Source organism: Sphingobium sp. RSMS, assembly GCF_005406185.4.
Taxonomy (GTDB): domain Bacteria; phylum Pseudomonadota; class Alphaproteobacteria; order Sphingomonadales; family Sphingomonadaceae; genus Sphingobium; species Sphingobium fuliginis.
Genome location: NZ_CM191258.1, coordinates 700,562 through 717,884, shown reverse-complemented (window position 1 = coordinate 717,884; position 17,323 = coordinate 700,562). Strand labels below are relative to the sequence as shown.

10 protein-coding genes are annotated in these 17,323 nt (G+C 65.5%); 4 read left to right on the top strand and 6 right to left on the bottom strand.

What is annotated here, in order from left to right:
• Nucleotides 1-40: 40 nt before the first annotated feature.
• Together EGM87_RS21205 and EGM87_RS21200 are read right to left on the bottom strand one after the other, a co-directional pair.
• Entirely contained in the window at nucleotides 41-1,585 is a 1,545-nt protein-coding gene (locus EGM87_RS21205; protein ID WP_099186496.1) for a tryptophan halogenase family protein, read from the bottom strand.
• Nucleotides 1,586-1,668: 83 nt separating this feature from the next.
• Nucleotides 1,669-4,557 (bottom strand): TonB-dependent receptor, encoded by a 2,889-nt coding sequence (locus tag EGM87_RS21200; protein WP_137709106.1) that lies wholly within the window; start codon nucleotides 4,555-4,557, stop codon nucleotides 1,669-1,671.
• Nucleotides 4,558-4,791: 234 nt separating this feature from the next.
• On the opposite strand from EGM87_RS21200, the gene EGM87_RS21195 reads away from it, so the two are divergent.
• The 4 genes from EGM87_RS21195 to EGM87_RS21180 all read left to right on the top strand — a co-directional run bounded on the left by EGM87_RS21195 (nucleotide 4,792) and on the right by EGM87_RS21180 (nucleotide 9,756).
• Nucleotides 4,792-5,535, top strand: a complete 744-nt coding sequence (locus tag EGM87_RS21195; RefSeq protein WP_229742661.1) for a SapC family protein — start codon at nucleotides 4,792-4,794, stop codon at nucleotides 5,533-5,535.
• A 2-nt stretch (nucleotides 5,536-5,537) separates the two neighbouring features.
• Nucleotides 5,538-6,557 (top strand): cupin-like domain-containing protein, encoded by a 1,020-nt coding sequence (locus EGM87_RS21190; protein ID WP_137708886.1) that lies wholly within the window; start codon nucleotides 5,538-5,540, stop codon nucleotides 6,555-6,557.
• A gap of 62 nt (nucleotides 6,558-6,619) precedes the next feature.
• The gene (locus EGM87_RS21185) at nucleotides 6,620-7,681 is read left to right on the top strand and encodes an alpha/beta hydrolase (protein ID WP_253719225.1); all 1,062 of its coding nucleotides are present in this window, start codon (nucleotides 6,620-6,622) and stop codon (nucleotides 7,679-7,681) included.
• 113 nt (nucleotides 7,682-7,794) lie between these two features.
• Nucleotides 7,795-9,756 carry a sialate O-acetylesterase gene (locus EGM87_RS21180; RefSeq protein ID WP_137708887.1) on the top strand — a complete coding sequence of 654 codons (1,962 nt, stop codon included), beginning with the start codon at nucleotides 7,795-7,797 and terminating at the stop codon, nucleotides 9,754-9,756.
• A 15-nt stretch (nucleotides 9,757-9,771) separates the two neighbouring features.
• Here the strand turns inward: EGM87_RS21180 and EGM87_RS21175 are convergent, their stop codons facing one another.
• Genes EGM87_RS21175 through EGM87_RS21160 form a run of 4 tightly spaced genes read right to left on the bottom strand, consistent with a single transcriptional unit; the run spans nucleotide 9,772 to nucleotide 17,196 of the window.
• On the bottom strand, nucleotides 9,772-11,679 hold the full coding sequence (locus EGM87_RS21175) for an NPCBM/NEW2 domain-containing protein (RefSeq protein ID WP_137708888.1): 1,908 nt from the start codon (nucleotides 11,677-11,679) through the stop codon (nucleotides 9,772-9,774).
• Nucleotides 11,676-14,009: a glycoside hydrolase family 95 protein gene (locus EGM87_RS21170; protein WP_137708889.1), complete on the bottom strand. Its 2,334-nt coding sequence runs from the start codon at nucleotides 14,007-14,009 to the stop codon at nucleotides 11,676-11,678. Before EGM87_RS21170 ends, EGM87_RS21175 begins: the two co-directional genes overlap by 4 nt.
• Nucleotides 14,006-15,565, bottom strand: coding sequence for a glycoside hydrolase family 43 protein (locus EGM87_RS21165; RefSeq protein ID WP_137709108.1), 1,560 nt, complete (start codon nucleotides 15,563-15,565; stop codon nucleotides 14,006-14,008). The genes EGM87_RS21170 and EGM87_RS21165 overlap by 4 nt, the downstream gene beginning before the upstream one ends.
• Nucleotides 15,566-15,576: 11 nt before the next feature.
• The gene (locus EGM87_RS21160; protein WP_065846436.1) at nucleotides 15,577-17,196 is read right to left on the bottom strand and encodes a glycoside hydrolase family 43 protein; all 1,620 of its coding nucleotides are present in this window, start codon (nucleotides 17,194-17,196) and stop codon (nucleotides 15,577-15,579) included.
• Between the last annotated feature and the right edge of the window lie 127 nt (nucleotides 17,197-17,323).

Genomic DNA, 17,323 nt, shown 5'->3' with positions numbered 1-17,323 from the left:
ATTTTGCGAAGGCAATCTTGTACGACAAATTATATGGCCGTCAGACCGGTTGCAGTCCATGGGCCACGATCTTGTCGATCAGATCGCGATGGCGCGGCAGGCCGGCGCGCAGCTTCGCCGTCATGGCGGTATTTTCCCGCCGGGCGCGGTCCGCCAGATGGGCGTCGCGCGCCAGGGCGGGCCGGTCGACCTCTGTCCGGAATCCCATGCCGTAAAGCACATATTGGTAGCTCGCCGCCGGGAAGACCTCCTCCACCCGGTCGAACTCGTCGAGGAACCAGGGCGATTGGTAACGCCAGAGCAGCATCAGTTCCTTCAGACGATCGGGAATGGTCTCCTCCCGAACATTGTCGCGCCAGAAATCGCTGTCGGTGCGCTTCGTCAGCACATAATGCAGCTTCAGGAAATCGATGATCCGCCCCCAGCGATAATGGGTCGTGGCGTTGAAGCGCGAAGCGATGATGTCCATCACCTCGCGGCAGGCGGGCATCTGCTCGGCGATGATCTTGGCCGACAGTTCGATGAGGACGATGGCCGACGCCTCCAGCGGTTCGAGGAAGCCCGCAGCCAGGCCCACGGCGACGCAATTGCCCTTCCAGAAGGTTTCGCGATGGCCCGACCGGATTGCGATTTTCCGCGCGCCCAGCCCCTCGGCCAGCGGACCGATATAGGCGCGCAGTTCCCGTTCCGCCTCTTCGTCGGAAATATGGTTGCTGGAATAGACATGGCCGATGCCGCGCCGGGTCGGCAGGCCGATGTCCCAGATCCAGCCCGCGCTCTGCGCGGTGGAGATGGTGTGCGACGCCATCGGGCTGTCGGGCCGCTCATAGGGCACCTGCATGGCGAGCGCGGTGTCGCAGAACAGCACGTCGTTGCAGTCCCTGAACGGCACCTTCATCGCGCCTTCGATCAGCAGCGCCTTGAATCCGGTGCAGTCGACGAACAGGTCGCCCTCGATCTCGCCGGCCTGGGTGGTGCGGATGGCGCGGATGTCGCCATCCTCCTTCATCAGCACCTGCTCCACATCGGCCAGAACATGACGGACGCCCAGCTTTTCGCAGCAATGGCGTTGCAGGAAGGGCGCGAACTTGCCCGCGTCCAGATGATAGGCATAGTTGGCCAGCGCGTCATATTCGGCGGTCGCGATGGTCTTGGGCGCCAGGCCGTCGTCGCAGATGCGGCCCTGCGAACAGACGCTGTCGCAGAAACTTTCATCCCCCTCGCCCGCCAGCCAATGGGGGGCAAGGTTCACCTGCCCGAAATTCTGGGGCAGCATCAGGGGGTGGTAATAGCCGTCGTCAGGCGTTCCCGTCGTCCAGCGGGCGAAGCGCGCCCCTTGCTTGAAGGCGGCGTCGCATTCGCGGAACAGGTCGGTTTCGGAAATGCCCATGCGCGACAGGGTGGTGCGCAGCGTCGGCCATGTCCCTTCGCCCACGCCGATGATCGGCGTGTTGGGGGATTCGACCAGCGTCACGGTGAAGCCGTTGCCGATGCGGCTGCGATGGCGGGCGGCGATCACGCCGGCGGTCAGCCATCCGGCGGTCCCGCCGCCGACGATCACGATGTTGCGGACGGGATGAACCATGGCGACAGCCTTGATAGGGAAAGCGGGAAGGAACGCCAAAAAGGGAGGGGATGTCAACCGACATCCCCCCAGGGCGAGACAGGTTAGAAGCGGTAACGAACGCCTGCGGTGTACCGCCGGCCATAGGCATAGACGTCAAGCAACTGGTTGCTGAACCGGCCATGGGTGCTGACCGTTTCGTTGGTGAGGTTCAGCGCCTCGCCGAAGATGGTCAGTTGCTTCGTGATGTCGAAGCTGGTGCTGAGGTCGACCTGCAACGCCTCGTTCACGAAGGTCGGTTCGGCGCCGAAGGCCGAATTGTTCTGCGCCTGGCCGAAGGCCTGCAGATATTTGTCGCGCCAGTTGACGGCAGCACGGATCTGGAAGCCGTTCTTGTCGTAGAAGCCGACGAAGTTCGCGCTGTTGGCAAGGCCGGTCACCGCGAAACCGCTCTGCGACAGGTCGGTCCTGTCATAGGGCTTGTTCGTATCGACGAAGGTGGCGTTGGCATTGAAGCCGAAGCCGCTGTCGCCGAAGACATGCTGCCATGCCAGTTCCACGCCCTTGATCGTGGCGGACGGGCCGTTGACCCGCTGCGACACGGTGAAGACGGCCGGCTGGCCCGTCGTCGGATCGACCACGCCGTTGATGGTCTGGCGCTGCGTGCCGGCAACGATGAAGTTCGACACGTCCTTGATGAAGAAGTTCACCGCCGCATAGGAGTTGCGCTGATAATACCATTCCGCCGCGAAGTCGAAATTGTCCGCGAGGAAAGGCTGCAATCTTGGATTGCCCCCGGTCGCGGTCAGCGCGCCGACGCGCTGGCCCACACCGACGTTCAGAACGGGCGTCAGGGTGTTGAGCGAAGGACGGGTCAATGTCCGCGATGCGTCGAAGCGGAGGTGGAAATTGTCCGTGACCTCCAGCTTCATATCCAGACTGGGAAGCAGATAGGAATAGCTGCTCTTCGTCGAGATCGGCTGACTTTCGGAGAAGGTGACGTTGAGGAGCGTCGGGTCGGCGGCGCTGCCCGTAAGGGCAATGGGCAGGCGACCGACGCCGCTGGACGTCAGGTTGGTGATCTCCTCGCGAACCCCCGCATTGAAGCGGAAGGGCATCCCCGCAATCTCATGTTCGAAATTCACGCTGACATAGGCGGACCAGGTTCGTTCCCTGATGTCCTGGACGCTGCCGGGATCGAGCGCGAGGTCGAAGGCTCCCGTGAAATTCGGCCCGACCGTGGGATCGGCATAGTTGAAGCCCGGGATGTTCGTCGTCTGCGGATTGCCCAACCCTTCCAGATATTCCTGATAGGCGCGCGGGTCATAGGCCAGCAGTTCCGGCGGCAGATTGCCGGAGAAGCCCGGAATCCAGTTGTTCAGGCTGATCGGACGGCCATAAAGGCTGGTCGGGATCGGCACGCCCGTATTCCGGCCCGAAGGTGTGCCGTAGCCCGCATAGGCCTGCCAGAAATTATTGGCGAAGGTGTTGCGGTTCTCCAGCCGGAAGCGGTCCTCCATATAGCGGCCGCCGAACTTCACGCGGAAGCTGTCGTCCTCCCAGGTGCCGCCGAGACGGAATTGCTTGATCTCATCGGAGTTCTTCTGGACTGACCGAACGGTGACGTGCGAACCGATGATGGTGGGATCGCTCCAGCGCGACTGATCGCCGGCCGGGCCATAGGTCGTCAGTTCGGGGAAGCTGTTCTTGCTGTCGCCGGTCACGCGGACGCCCAGCGCCGTGCCGAGCAGGCCGCCATAGCCGATGTCGCCATTCTCGCTGCCGATCCGGTTTCCGGGGTTCTGCCGGCTCTTGGCGTAGGAGGCGTCCGCTTCGAACTTCAGATTGTCGGTCGCATCCCATTTCAGGTTGACGCCGACCTGATTGGTTTCCAGCAGACGGCTGTCGCGGCCGGCCGTGAAGTCGGTCGGCGTGCCCGCCTGGATGAAATTGATCGTCGTGCCGTTCTCGTCCTGCTCCACATTGCGCAGGTCGCCCTGGTTGAACCACATGCCGAAACCGGAAATGTCGGTCACGATCTTCTGGCGCGAATAATTGTCGTCGATGGTCAGCATCACGTCGTCCGAAGGCTGCCACTGGAAGGCGATGCGGCCGTCGATGCGTTCATCCTTGGTATAGCGCTGGTCGGCGCCATATTGCTGCTGATACCAGCCGACGACATTCTGCCGGTTGGTCGGGGTCGCCCAGGCGGCGGATTCAGTATCCGACGTCGGGGAACAGCTTGCGGCGGTGCTGCCTGCAAGCTGGCACGGCGCGAACCGGCCGCCCTGCCAACCCGAAACATAGACGCGGTTCACCTGGGTATCGCGACGGGTATAGACCGCGTCGACAAGGATGCCCATTGTGTCGTCGGCAAAGGTGGTGCTGAACAGGCCGCCGATCGTCGGCACGATCTTGCCGGCATCGTCCTGGACCGATCCGGCCGCGCTCATCGCGACGCGGGTGCCGGGGTGATCGAAGGGCTTGGGGTAGGAGATATTGACGGTTGCGCCGATCGAACTGCTCGACAAGGAAACGTCGGGCGTCTTGAGGACTGCCAGCTGGCCCACGAAGTCCGATCCGACAGTGGTGAAGTCGACCGATCGTCCACCGGTCGCCGTCGAAATCCTGCGACCGTCGATCAGCGTTTCGTTGAAGTCTCCGGCGAAACCGCGAACGGTGATGCCGTCCGGCTCGCCACGCGAACCGGCGCGATTGATCGATACGCCCGGCAGGCGCTGGAGCGACGCCGCGACGTTCGAATCCGGGAACTTGCCGATGTCTTCCGCAGAAATGACGTCGACGACGCCGGAAGAATCGCGCTTGATGTCGAGATTGCGCTGCAATGAGCCGCGAATACCGGTGACGATGATGTCGGCATCGCTGGCCGGCGCGGCGTCCTGGGCCGTGGCCGGAACGGCGATGGCCAGGACCAGCAGGCTTGCCGTCGCCGCAAGCGCGGCACGGCCGCGCGCCGGTTCGGCCTTGGTCATTCTATACGTCATGATCCTCCCCTTGTTCAGACAATATCTCGCCCGAACGCCGCGGCACTATTGCTGCGGCGATCATGTTTTCTTGATCAGGGTGATTTGTCCCGCTTTTCTAAGCGGATTTGATCATCCTCACCCAGGCCTTCTTTTTTTCTGCTGAAAATGGTAGCGCTATCTAAACGCGCGATCAAGCGGAATTGTAGGCGTAATCATTATCCGCCAGGATGCAGCCTCCGCATGGGGAAAAAGCCGGCCGAAGCGGCAAGCCGAGCGGCCGTCAACAAGGTGGGAGAGGATATGGAAGAGGTGGAACTGCTGAACAGCGAACTGCACGCAACCTTGCGGATGCGGCCCGCGAACGAGGGACGCGATCCCTTCGTCCGCATCGTGGTCGGCGAATTTGCGGCTGCGGCCGCTGCCTGTCCCCTGTTGTTTTCCAAACATGCGGAAACCGGCGCTTTCTATGCCGGGGCGCTGATGGGCTTCAAAAGAGGGGAATGTCTGATCGATTCGCCCGACGGCCGACCGGCATTCCGGCCGCTGGAGGCGGATCGCGAGGGCTTCTTCGCTCTGGGGGAGAGCATCGCCTTCGATCCCGCCCATGACCGTTTTGCCGGGCGGGAGGGCGAATCGCTGTTCGATGCGCAGGGCGCGCCCACGGCATCGCTGAAGGCCGTGCAGAATGCCTTGGGCCGCCTGATGGCAGGGGCCGCGGATACCGACGCCTTCATCGCGGAGATGCTGGCCCATCGCCTGATCGAGCCGATCGACATCTCTCTCAACTTCGATGATGGGGAAAGGCTGCGACTCGACGGGCTCTACACGATCAGCCTGGATGCGCTTGGCGATCTGGACGATGCGACGGTGCTCAAGCTGTTCCGGGCGGGGCATATGCAAAGCGCCTATGCCATGATCGGCTCGCTCCGGCACATCGCGCTGATGGCGCGCCGCCGCAATGAACGGCTGGCGGTGCCGGCCTGAACATGGGCGACGCCAGCCCCGTGATCGAGGCGTTCGCGGCGGCCGATATGACGGCGGCTGACGATCTGCGCGCATTCGCCGCCCTGTGCCGACCCGCGGCGATCCGCGGGCGGTTCAACAACTGGCCGGCAGTGGCGGCCGGCGGGCAGGGCGGGACGGCGGCGCTGCACTATGTCGCCCGATTCGCCGCCAGTTCGAGCGCCGAATATTTTACCGCGGGCGCCGAGCTTGGCGGACGTTATCATTATGGCGACGGCCCCGGCGGCTTCAACTTCACGCGGGAAACGGCCAGTATCGGCGATGCGCTGGGCCGGATCGCCGCCAATGCCGAAAGCGGGAGCGAAACCGCCTATCTGGGATCGCTGCCCGCCGATTCCCATTTTCCCGGTTTCGCCGAGGAGAATCCCTGCAATTTGGTGGGCGCTGGCGTTCATCCGCGCCTCTGGATCGGCAACCGGTCGACGGTCGCCTGTCATTATGACAGTTACGACAATCTCGCCTGCGTGGTGGCGGGACGGCGGCGCTTCACCCTTTATCCGCCGGACGCCATCGGGGATCTTTATGTCGGACCGGTGGACCATACGCTGTCCGGCCAGCCCGTTTCCATGGCGGCGGGCGCACCCGATGGAGCGGCGACCTATCCCCGTTTCGCGGCCGCGCGGGCAAGGGCCCTCGTCGTCGATCTCGCTCCGGGCGACGCGCTCTATCTGCCCAAGCTCTGGTGGCATCAGGTAGAGGCGCTCGACGACGTCAACATCCTCGTGAATTATTGGTGGGACGGGTTCGCGGCGGGCCCCGATTCGCCCTATGCGGCGATGCTGCTGGCGATGATCGCCCTGGCCGAGCGGCCCGAGCGTGAGCGCGCCGCGTGGCGCGCCTATTTCGATCATTACGTCTTCCGGCCGAACGGCCATCCGCTGGCGCATCTGCCGGAGGAGCGGCATGGCGTCCTGGGGCCGCTGGCGAAGGGCAATTATGGCCGTATCCGGACATTGGTCATGCGGATGCTGCGGGGCGCCTGAGCCTGGAAGACAGGAGCTTGAAGACAAATGACATGCGATGGAAAGGGGATGATGTGAAGAAGATGATCATGGCCGCGATGGTCGGATCGGCATTGGCGATGAGCGCCGCGCCCGGCGGGACGCAGGTGGCGACGGGCGGACCGCCGGCGGTGGCAGGCGCGAAAGCCGTGACCGTGGAGCGGATCAAGGTGCATGCGCCGTCCATCGAAGGCAATCTGGAGGGGGAGGCGGCCGACCGCGACGTCCTGGTCCTGTTGCCGCCCAGCTATGGCCGCGAACCGGGCCGGCGCTATCCCGTCATCTATGCGCTGCACGGTTATTCCATCGGGGTGGAACAATGGACGAAGGAAATCCATGTCCCGACGACTGTGCAGAATGCCTTTGCGAAGGGCTCGCGGGAGATGATCCTGGTGTTGCCCGATTCGAAGACTGTCCATAATGGGTCGATGTATTCGGGATCGATGACGACGGGAGACTTCGAAACCTTCATAGCGCGTGATCTGGTCCATTATATCGACACCCATTACCGCACCATCCCCCGCCGCGAAAGTCGCGGCCTGGCGGGGCACAGCATGGGCGGTTACGGCACCAGCCGCATCGGCATGAAGCATGCCGACATGTTCGGCGCCCTTTACATGATGAGCCCCTGTTGCCTGTCCCCGCGCAGCGCCGGGCAGATGGACGCGGCAGCGTTGAAGGCGCTGGAGGCGGTGAAGACTCCTGCCGATTCGGCTGCCTTGCCTTTCTTCCTCAGGGCGCAGCTTGCGACCGCCGCGGCCTGGTCCCCCAATCCCGGGAACCCGCCGCTCTATCTGGACCTGCCGGTCAAGGACGGCCAGGTGCAGCCGCAGGTTCTCGCCCGCTGGGCGGCCAATGCGCCCCTGGCCTTCGTCGACCAATATATCGGCAATCTGCGCCGCTACAGGGCGATTGCCATCGATGTGGGCGACAAGGACGGGCTGAAGGACGACGCACGGGCGCTTCACGAAGCACTCGACCGCTATGGCATCGCCAACAGCTTCGAAATCTACGACGGCGATCATACGAACCGGGTCGCATGGCGTTTTCAGGACAAGCTGATCCCGTTCTTCGCCAGCCATCTCGATTTCGGAACGGCGAAATAGGCGCCTTTCGGTGGTAGCGATAACAAATCCGGTTGCCGCCGGAGGAAAATGGATTATCCCTGCGCGTGACGGCCCGGGACAGGGCCGACAGGACAGGGAGGAGCGAACGGCCTATGTTTTCCCGCAACATCATCTGGCACTTGGGTTCGACCGTCAGTCTGGTCGCGCTGAGCGCGGCTCCGGCGTTGGCCGCGCCGCGCTTCGACCCCATGTTCGGCGATCATGCCGTCATCCAGCGCGATCATCCGGTGACGGTGACGGGCAGGGCCGATCCCGGCGAAGCCGTCTCGGTCACGCTGGCGGGTGAGGTCCGGCAGGTCCGCGCCGACGGCGAAGGCCGTTTCGCGGCGCAGTTCGGCCCGCTCGCCACCGCAGGACCGGTGACGCTGGAGGCCCGCGCTCCGTCGGGCAGCGCGGTCGCGCAGGATGTGGCGGTGGGCGACGTCTTCCTCTGTTCGGGCCAGTCGAACATGGAGCTGGAGGTCCGCAATGCGCAGGATGCGGTGGGCCAGATCCGCGCTTCGGCCGATGACCGATTGCGCCTGATGCTGGTGCCGCGCGCTGTGGCGGACGATCCGTTGCGCGACTTCCGGCAGGCGCCGTCCTGGCGCCCGGCCGGACCGGACAGCGTGGCCGATTTCTCAGCCGCCTGCTATTATATGGCGCGGGAATTGCGGAAGACGGCCGGCGTGCCGATCGGCGCCATCGCCAGCAGTTGGGGCGGATCGCGGATCAGCCCGTGGATGGGCGCGCGGGCGCAGGCGGCGGTCGGACAGGCGGCGCAATCGGCGCTCGTATCGCTGCATGGGCGCGATCCCTTTGCGGCGGAGCGGGCGGCCAGCGCCGAATGGGAAAAATGGTGGCGCAAGGAAACCGGGGATGCCGCCGGCAAGGAACCCTGGCAGCCGGACAGCAGCATCGCATGGCAGGACGTGCCCAGCATAGGCCCTTGGGAACAATGGGGCGTTCCCGCGCTGGCCGACTATAATGGCATGGTCTGGTTCCGCAGGGAGATCGAACTGACGGCGGCGCAGGCGAAGCAGGCGGCCACCCTCTCCCTCGGACTGCTGGACGATGTCGGCCGGGTGTGGATCAATGGCAAGCCGGTGGCGATGAGCGCCCGAAGCTGGCAGCCGAGCATGTTCGACCTGCCCCCCGGCGTGCTGAAGCCGGGACGCAATGTGCTGATCGTCAATGTGCAGGACAACTATGCCAATGGCGGCTTGTCCGGCCCGGCGGACGTCATGAAACTGGGGCTTGGGCAGGGGCAGGGCGGGGACCTGCCGCTGGGCGACGGCTGGCGCTATGCGGTGCCGGCCAGGTCGCCGGCGGGCGCGCCGCGCGTGCCGTGGGGCGACACGACCGGTTCGGGCACGCTCTACAACGGCATGATCGCGCCGCTGGGGTCGATAGGGTTGAAAGGCGTCGCCTGGTATCAGGGCGAATCGGACGTCGACCTGCCCGGCTATGCCGACCGCATGAAGGCGATGATGGAGGATTGGCGGCGGCAGTTCGGTTCGCCCGACCTCGCTTTCGTCGCGGTCCAGCTTGCCGCTTACGGCGCGCCGGTGACGCAGCCGGGGGAAAGCGGCTGGGCGGCGATGCGCCAGGTGCAATATCAGGCGATGGCGCGGGATGCGCATGGCGGCCTCGCCACGGCCATCGACCTGGGCGACCCGTTCGACATCCATCCGGGCGAAAAGCAGGAGGTCGGCCGCCGCTTGGCACGGGCGATGCGCGCCGTCGCCTATGGCGATCCGGTGTCGCGCACCGGCCCGCAAGCGGCGCGGGCGGTGGCGACGACGGACGGCGGCGCGGCGGTCGAGTTCACCGGGCTGACCGGCGGGCTGCATATGCGCAGCGCGAGTCAGGCCATCGGCTTCGAACTGTGCGGAGCAGCGGCCGGAAGCTGCCGTTTCGTACCCGGCCGGGTGGAAGGCACGCGCATCGTGCTGGCGGGCGACGGCCTGCCGGCGACGCGCGTGCGCTATGCCTGGGCGGAATCGCCGGTCGTCAACCTCTATGACGAAGCGCCGCTGCCGGTCGGATCGTTCGAGCTGCCGATCACGCGGTAACGGGTGGAGGGGGGATCAGCGCAGCAACGCTGCGTCCCCCCAGCTCACCGGAACGGCATTGCCCTTCGCGCCGTCAGCGCGGGCGACCAGTTCCAGCAGCTTGATCCCCTTCACATCCGCGGCGATCGCCTGGGCCGGCGCGCCCCGGCGCATCGGCGGCGTGCTGGCGAGCGGCTTGCCGTCGCCATAGAGGAAGAAGCGCACCGCCTGATCCCCGTCGAGCGCGCTGTCGTCCACGCCGACCTGCGCCGCAAAGCGGGCGAAGCCGGCGTTGCGCACTTCAAGCCGGCTGTTGGCCAAAATGCCTATGCCCGAGCCATAGGTTCTGCCCGCGATGACGAGCGGCTGGTTATAGGGGGTGAAGTCCGCCATCGCGCCGCCCCAGCCGGCATACATCGGCCGCTCCCCGATCCCGCGCGTGCCGCGCCAGTTGGGGATCGAGCGATAGATGGTGGGATCGGGTTCGGGCTGCACCACGCCGTCCGCCGCCGGATTCACCATGCCGGGCTGTTCGGACAGGTAGAGGCCGCCGGCCAGCGTCCGGTCGCCCCTTGCGCGGAACACGACCGTTTCGCGGGGAGCGACGCGCAGCTTCATGTCATGCGTGAAGCTGCTCTTCTCCCCCGTCCAGAGATTGGCGAGCGCGATCGGGTGGTCGGCGCGGAACTTCAGGTGATCGGCGGTCAGGATCGCGTCCACCGGCGCAAGGCCGCGATTGAAGAGGGCGACCGCCTTGTCCCCGTTGGCCAGCGTCTTGACGAGAATCTGGAAGCCGTCCGCGTCGAAAGCCATGACCGCCTGATTGCCGGCCGGGTCCTGGTTGAGCGCGATGATGTCGGCATTGCCGAAAATGTCGATCAGCGGCTGCGGCGTGACGCGCAGGTCCGCGCCGATCAGCAGCGGCGCGTTCATCATCGCCCATAGGGAGAAATGCGACTTCGCCTCGATCAGGTGGTTCGCATCGAAATCACCCTTGCCGATGAAGAGCATGTCGGGATCGTTCCAGCTTCCCGGATGCGCGTATAGGGCACGGCGGGCGGCGCTGTCGTAATTGGTGAGCATTCGTCCCCAATCCGGCGAAATGTCGTCGCTGGTGCGCGAGATGTTACCGACATCCTTGCCCCAGCTCCGGACATTGGCGCTGCCCCAGATGCAGAGCGAGAGCATATAGTCGCCATCGGCATTATATCGGGCAAGCGACTGGTTGATGTCGGCGAACAGCGCCTTGACCGCCGGGATGTTCGATCGGCTGATGCTGTGCTGGTCGATCAGCGGCGCCAAGGCGCGATATTGCCCACTCTTCACCCGCTCGGCGTCGGCGGCGTAGGCGCGGATGCCGCAGCCGTCGACCTTGATCGCGTCGAAGCCCCAGTCGGCGAAGAAGAGGCGGATATCCTGGTCGGTATGGCCGTAAAGGCCGACTTCGCGTTCTGCGACGCTGCCCTCGGGAAGCTGCTCGCTGCCATCGGCATAGGCTTGCGAGCAGATATTGCGGCCGAGGTCGGAATAGATGCCGGCCTTGAACCCCATGGCGTGCAGCCTGTCGGTTAGCGGGCGGAAGCTGGGATCACCCTTGACCCGCGCGGAGGGGAATTTGTCGGTGCGGATCATCAGCTTGCCGTCGCTCACCCGGCGCCTGATCCACCAGCCATCGTCGATGTTGATGTAACGATAGCCCTTCTGCGCGAGGCCGGTGTCGCGGATACGTTCAGCCGAGCCCATCAGCTTTTCCTCGTCCACATGGGTGAAGAAGGCGTTCCAGCTGTTCCAACCCATGGGCGGCACTTGCGCGCTGCCCGCCCGATAGGCGGACCAGCGGCCGGTGGGGGCGAGCGGGTCAGCGGTCTGCACCGGCGACTGCGCGGAAAGCGCGGTGCCGGCGCACAGCGCCACGGTCGGCAGGAGGAAACGGCGCAGGGTCATGCAAAATCCTTGAGCGTCAATGTGACCGGCAGGCCGGCCTTGAAGGTGAGGGGGCGGCTCTTCGTCCCGAGGCGGATGGTGCGGCGCCCGCTGAGTTCGGGGCGCATGATGGCCCGGTCCAGCCGCCCATCGCGCCAGTGGAGATCGATGCCGCAGCGGCCCCGCGCCCGCAGGCCGGTGACGCCGCCGGTGGGCCAGGCCGCGGGCAGCGCGGGCAGCAGGTCGATGACGTCGCCATGGCTGTCCATCAGCATTTCGACGATCCCAGCCGCGCCGCCGAAATTGCCATCGATCTGGAATGGCGGGTGGGCGTCGAACATATTGGGATAGGTGCGCTCCGACCCCAGCAGGAAGCGCAATATCTCATGCGCATGATCGCCCTCGCGCAGGCGCGCCCAGAGGTTGATGCGCCAGGCGGTCGCCCAGCCGGTCGCGCGGTCGCCGCGGATTTCCAGCGTGCGGCGCGCGGCGGCGGCGAGCGCGGGGGTGCCGTCCGGCGTGATCTGGCGCGAGGGGTGCAGGCCGTAAAGATGAGAGACGTGGCGGTGATTCTGTTCGGGCGCGTCGGCGTCCCAATCCTGCTGCCACTCCTGGAGCTGGCCCCGCCGCCCGATCCTGTAGGGGGCGAGCCCGTCGTGCGCGGCCTGCATTTCGCTGACAAGGGCGGCGTCCTGGCCGAGGATCTTCGCGGCCTCCATCGTCCGGGAGAAGAGGTCGCGCAGGATCGCCATGTCCATCGTCGGCCCGGCGCAGACGGTGCCGCCGTGGCCGTGCGGGTTTTCGGGGCTCATCGACGGATTGGTGACGAGGAAGCCGGTCGCCGGATCGCGCTGGAGCGTGTCGAGGAAGAAGCGCGCCGCGCCCGTCAGCAACGGGTAGATGGACGCAAGATAGGCGCGATCGCGGCCATAGTCATAATGATCCCACAAATGGACGCAGAGCCACGCCCCGCCGGTCGGCCACAGGCCGAACTGCGCACCGTCGATCGGCGCGGTGGCGCGCCAGAGGTCCGTATTGTGATGCGCCACCCAGCCGCGCGCGCCATACATGGTCCGGGCGGTGCGCGCGCCCGTGACGGCGAGTTCGCGCACCATCTCCACCAGCGGCTCGACACATTCGCCGAGCGCGACCGGCTCGGCTGGCCAGTAATTCATCTCGGTATTGATGTTGATCGTATATTTGGAGCCCCAGGGAGGATTGAGGCTGTCGTTCCAGAGCCCCTGCAGGTTTGCGGGCTGACCGCCGGGGCGCGACGAACAGATCAGCAGGTAGCGGGCATAGTGGAAATAGAGCGCGGCGAGCGCGGGATCGTCGCTGGTCTGCGATGCGGCGATGCGCTGGTCGGTCGGAAGCTGGGCGGCCGGCGACGTGCCAAGGTCCAGGCTGACGCGGCGGAACAGCCGCCGGTGCGCGGCGGCGGCATCCGCGGCGATGGTCGCGAAGGGGCGGTCTTGCGCACGGCCAAGCGTCGCGGCGGTGCCGGCGACGGGATCGCCGCCGACATCGTCGAACCGCCTGAAGCTGGTCGCCATGGCGAGGAACAGAGTGACCGACTTCGCGCCCCGGATGCTGAGGCGGCCGTCTGCGCCGTGGGTGGCGCTGCCGTCCTCCACGCGGGCGGTCAGGCGGGCGGCGAAGCGGAGCTTGCCCTCCATCCCCTTGGACGCGCCGTTGCGGCCGGTGAGCAGCAGGCCGGCGGCGCCGTCCGCAGCGACCTGAACGCCGCTCTGGGAGGAGCGGAGGGAAATATCGATGTCGAGCCTGCCGGTCGAGGAGAGGCGGACGGCAATCAGATTGTCGGCGGGGGAGGCGACCACCTGACGGACATGGGCGGCGCCGCCGGCGGTGAAGCGGGTGGTTGCCATCGCGCTGTCCAGATCGAGTTCGCGGTGATAGGCGGCCGCCTGCCCGACGTCCGGAAAATCGAGGATCAGGTCGCCCAGCGTCTGATAGGGCATTTGCGCCAGCGGCTTTGCCATCAGCGTCTTGTTGGCCAGCGCTTCGGCCTCCGCGATCCTGCCCGCGAAAATGAGTTCGCGCACCTGGGGCAGGTTCGCCTTCGCCTCCGGATTGACCGGATCATAGGGCTGGCCGGCCCAGAGCGTGCCTTCGTTGAGTTGCAGCCTTTCCCGCGCCACCCCGCCGAACACCATCGCGCCAAGGCGTCCGTTCCCGATCGGGAGCGCTTCCGTCCACGTCGCGGCGGGCTGCCGATACCAGAGCGTCAGCGGATGCTGCGCTCCAGGTGCGGCGTCTGCCGGCCGGGCGGCGGCGAGCGCGGCGGTGCCCGCGGCCATCGCCATCATGGTTTCACGGCGGCTGAGGCTCATGGACGCACGCCCTGCGGAAGCGGCATGAGGGTGAAGCTGTCGACATCGAGATAGCCGCCGGCCGGCGCGGGATTGTAGCAGGAAAGCGCGATCTGCTGCCCCTGGAAGGTGCCGGTGCGCCAGTCGAAGGCGAGCGGGAAGCTGCCGCCCACCTCCGCCCATTTCCGGTTGTCGAGGCTGTAGGCGACACGGCCCAGCTTCGCGTCGAAATCCATGTCGGTGCGCAGCCAGAGCGTGCGGCCGGCGATGGACAGGGACGGGACGCGCACCTCTGTCTTCGGCCCGTCCATGGTGCTTTCGGTCAGCATCATGCGCAGCGCCTTCGCACCCCCTGCGCCGCCGACGACCGAGAGTTGGGCGCTATATTTGCCGAAGCTGCCAAGGCCGCAAATGTCGCCCGGCCTGATGCCCGTCGTGTCGAGCTTCGTCACGGCGCGCATCCTTGGCCCCTGCGCCTTCTGCGTCAGCGTGTTGCGCGCGGTCCAGATGCCGTCGGCCTGCGTGGCGTGGAGGCGGAGGAAGCCGGGGCGCTGCGTCAGCGACCATTTGCTGTCGTCAGGATTATGATTCCACTGCCATTGCAGCCCGAGCTTCGATGCGGAGAAATCGTCCGAGGCGGGCGGTTCGGCAAAGGCATGGCCCTTGATCGGCTTGGGCGATCGTTCGGGAACGTGATCGGGCCTGTCGGGCGTGCCCCACCAGGGCCAGTCGTCCTTCCAGAAGATCGGGCTGATGTTGGTCATGCGCCCGATCGCGCCGGCATCCACCATGACGAAGCCGTACCATCTCCCGTCGGGCATATCCACGATCGCGCCCTGATGACCGCCGGTCCTGTCGTCGATCGATGGTTTGGTTTCCCACGGTCCCCACAGGCTGCGCGAGCGGGAGACGGTCATCGCCAGCTTGCCGGGAATGGCATTGAACAGATAGTACCAGCCATTGTGGCGGATGATCTTCGATCCTTCTGCGCCCTTATTGTAATAGGTGACCTTCGCGGCGGTGACGGCGCTCAAATCCTTGTTGAGCGTCAACAGCGTCACCGTGCCGTCGCTGCCGATCGAGGTGCCGAGATAGGCCGTTCCGTCGGCATCGATGAACAGCGCGGGGTCGAAGGCTTCCCGGTCGATCTCCCGATACGTCCACGGACCTTCGATCGTCGACGATCGATAGATGCGCGTCCTGTGACCGACCGGCGTGACCGCCAGATAGAACATGCCATTGTGGCGGCGCAGGCTGGCGGCATAGAAACCATGGCGATAGTCGCCGCCGTCCTTCAGGTCATAGCGCGGGTCGCCATCGAGCCGGTCAACCACATGGCTGACGATCCGCCAGTTCACCAGATCCTTCGAGTGAAGGATGGTGACGCCGGGGGAGTTTGCGAAGGTCGTGGAGACGAAATAGAAATCCTCGCCAACGCGGATGATGTCGGGATCGGGATAGTCGGCGAAGAGGACGGGATTGCGATATGTGCCGTCGCCCTGATCGGCGCGCCAGACCTGCGCGGGCGCGGCAAGGGAGAGGCTGGCGGTCAGCGCGACGGCGACCGGGCGGAGCATGGCGCGCTTCCTCATGGGGCGGGTGTGTAGTGATAGGGGCCGACGACCGTGCCCACGAAGCCCCCGGCCTTCCGGGTGCTGAGCAGCGTGGCGTCCACCCCCTGCTTCAGCGTCCGGGTCTTGCCGCCGGCGCCATAGTCGAACGCCACCGTCCCGCCGGTCACGCGCATGGTCAGGGTCACGGGTCCGTTCGTGGCGACGGGGGCATAGGCGACCAGCGTGTCGGCGTCCGCCGCATCGCGGGTGTAGAGCGCGACGACGGGCTGGCCGGCGATGCGGGTCAGGCCGAAGAAGAGGTTGCTGCGGTCGCTCTGCACGGCGGCCAGCCCGGCGCGGTCGCCGTCCTTGACCGGCGTGTAGCGCAGCGTGGTGGAGAAGGTGGCATTGGCATGCTGCTGCCGCCGCCCGATGAAGGCAGGGACGCCGTTCAGGTCCCCGATGGCCGCCCCGCTCTCCAGTTCCAGCGCGCCGTCCCTGATCCGGTAGAAGGGCTTGTGCGGGGTGCGAATGCCGATCCACTGCATGGGCAGGCGCGTGCCGTTGAAATCCTCGACATAGGAAAAGTCGCCGCTCGTCGGGATCGCCGGCCTGGGCTGCGGCGGAAGGTCGGGGCGCTTCGCCGCATGGGGGATCGCCTGACCGCGCGGCAGGATGATCGGCCAGCCGTCCTTCCATGTTACCGGCAGCAGGAAGGTTTCGCGGCCGATATTGTAATGGTCGTCGCCATCATAGGGACGCACGGCCAGGAAGGTCGCCCACCAGTCGCCCCTCTGCGTCTCCACCAGTTGGGCGTGACCGGCCGATCCGATGAAGTTCGACCGCGCGGGGTCAAGATCGCGCTGGGTGAGGATCGGGTTCCCCTCATAGGGCGTGTAGGGGCCGCGCAGATCCTTCGAACGGAACACGACCTGCGAATGGTTGACGCTGGTGCCGCCTTCGGCCGCGGTCAGATAATAATAGCCGTCCTTCCTGAAGATATGCGGCCCTTCGATCCAGACCGGCTTTTTGCTGATGTCGACGCCGCCGTTGATGAGTTGCGTGCTTTCCCCGACCATCTTGCCGGCGCGCCAGTCATATTCCTGAATCCAGATGGCGCGGTGCCCGTCATAGCGGGGCGGTTCGTTGGGCGCGCGGTTGTTGACGATATAGGCCTTGTCCCCCTCCCAGTAGATGGAGGGGTCGATCCCTTCGAACGGCAGCCATATGGGGTTTGACCAGGGGCCGGCAGGGTCTTTCGCCGTGATGATGAAATTGCCCCTGCATTCGACGCAGGTGTTGACGATGTAGAAAGTGCCCTCGTGCCAGCTGATGGCCGGCGCGAATACGGCCTGCGAAATGCGGCGGCCGTTGAAGTCGAGCTGTTCCGGCCGGTCGATCGCATTGCCGATCTGCGTCCAGTTGACGAGGTCTTTCGACCTGAAGATCGGCAGGCCCGGATAATGGGCGAAGGAGGAGTTGACGAGATAATAGTCGTCCCCCACGCGCATGACCGATGGATCGGGATAATAGCCGGTCAGGATCGGATTGCGATATTCACCCGGCTTGACCGCGATCTTCTCGATCGACTTTCCTTCATAGGCAAAGCGATCGAACCGGGCGGGCGCCGCCTCGGCGGTGGCGGCGCCCAGCATGAGCAGGGAAAAGGACAGCAGCGCAGAAGGAAGGGGTAAAAGGCCTAAGGTCCGGTGCGTCACGATCAATCTCTCCTGGAAGTGCCGACCATCCCGTGCGGCTCGCTTAGTGATAGCGCTACCAATC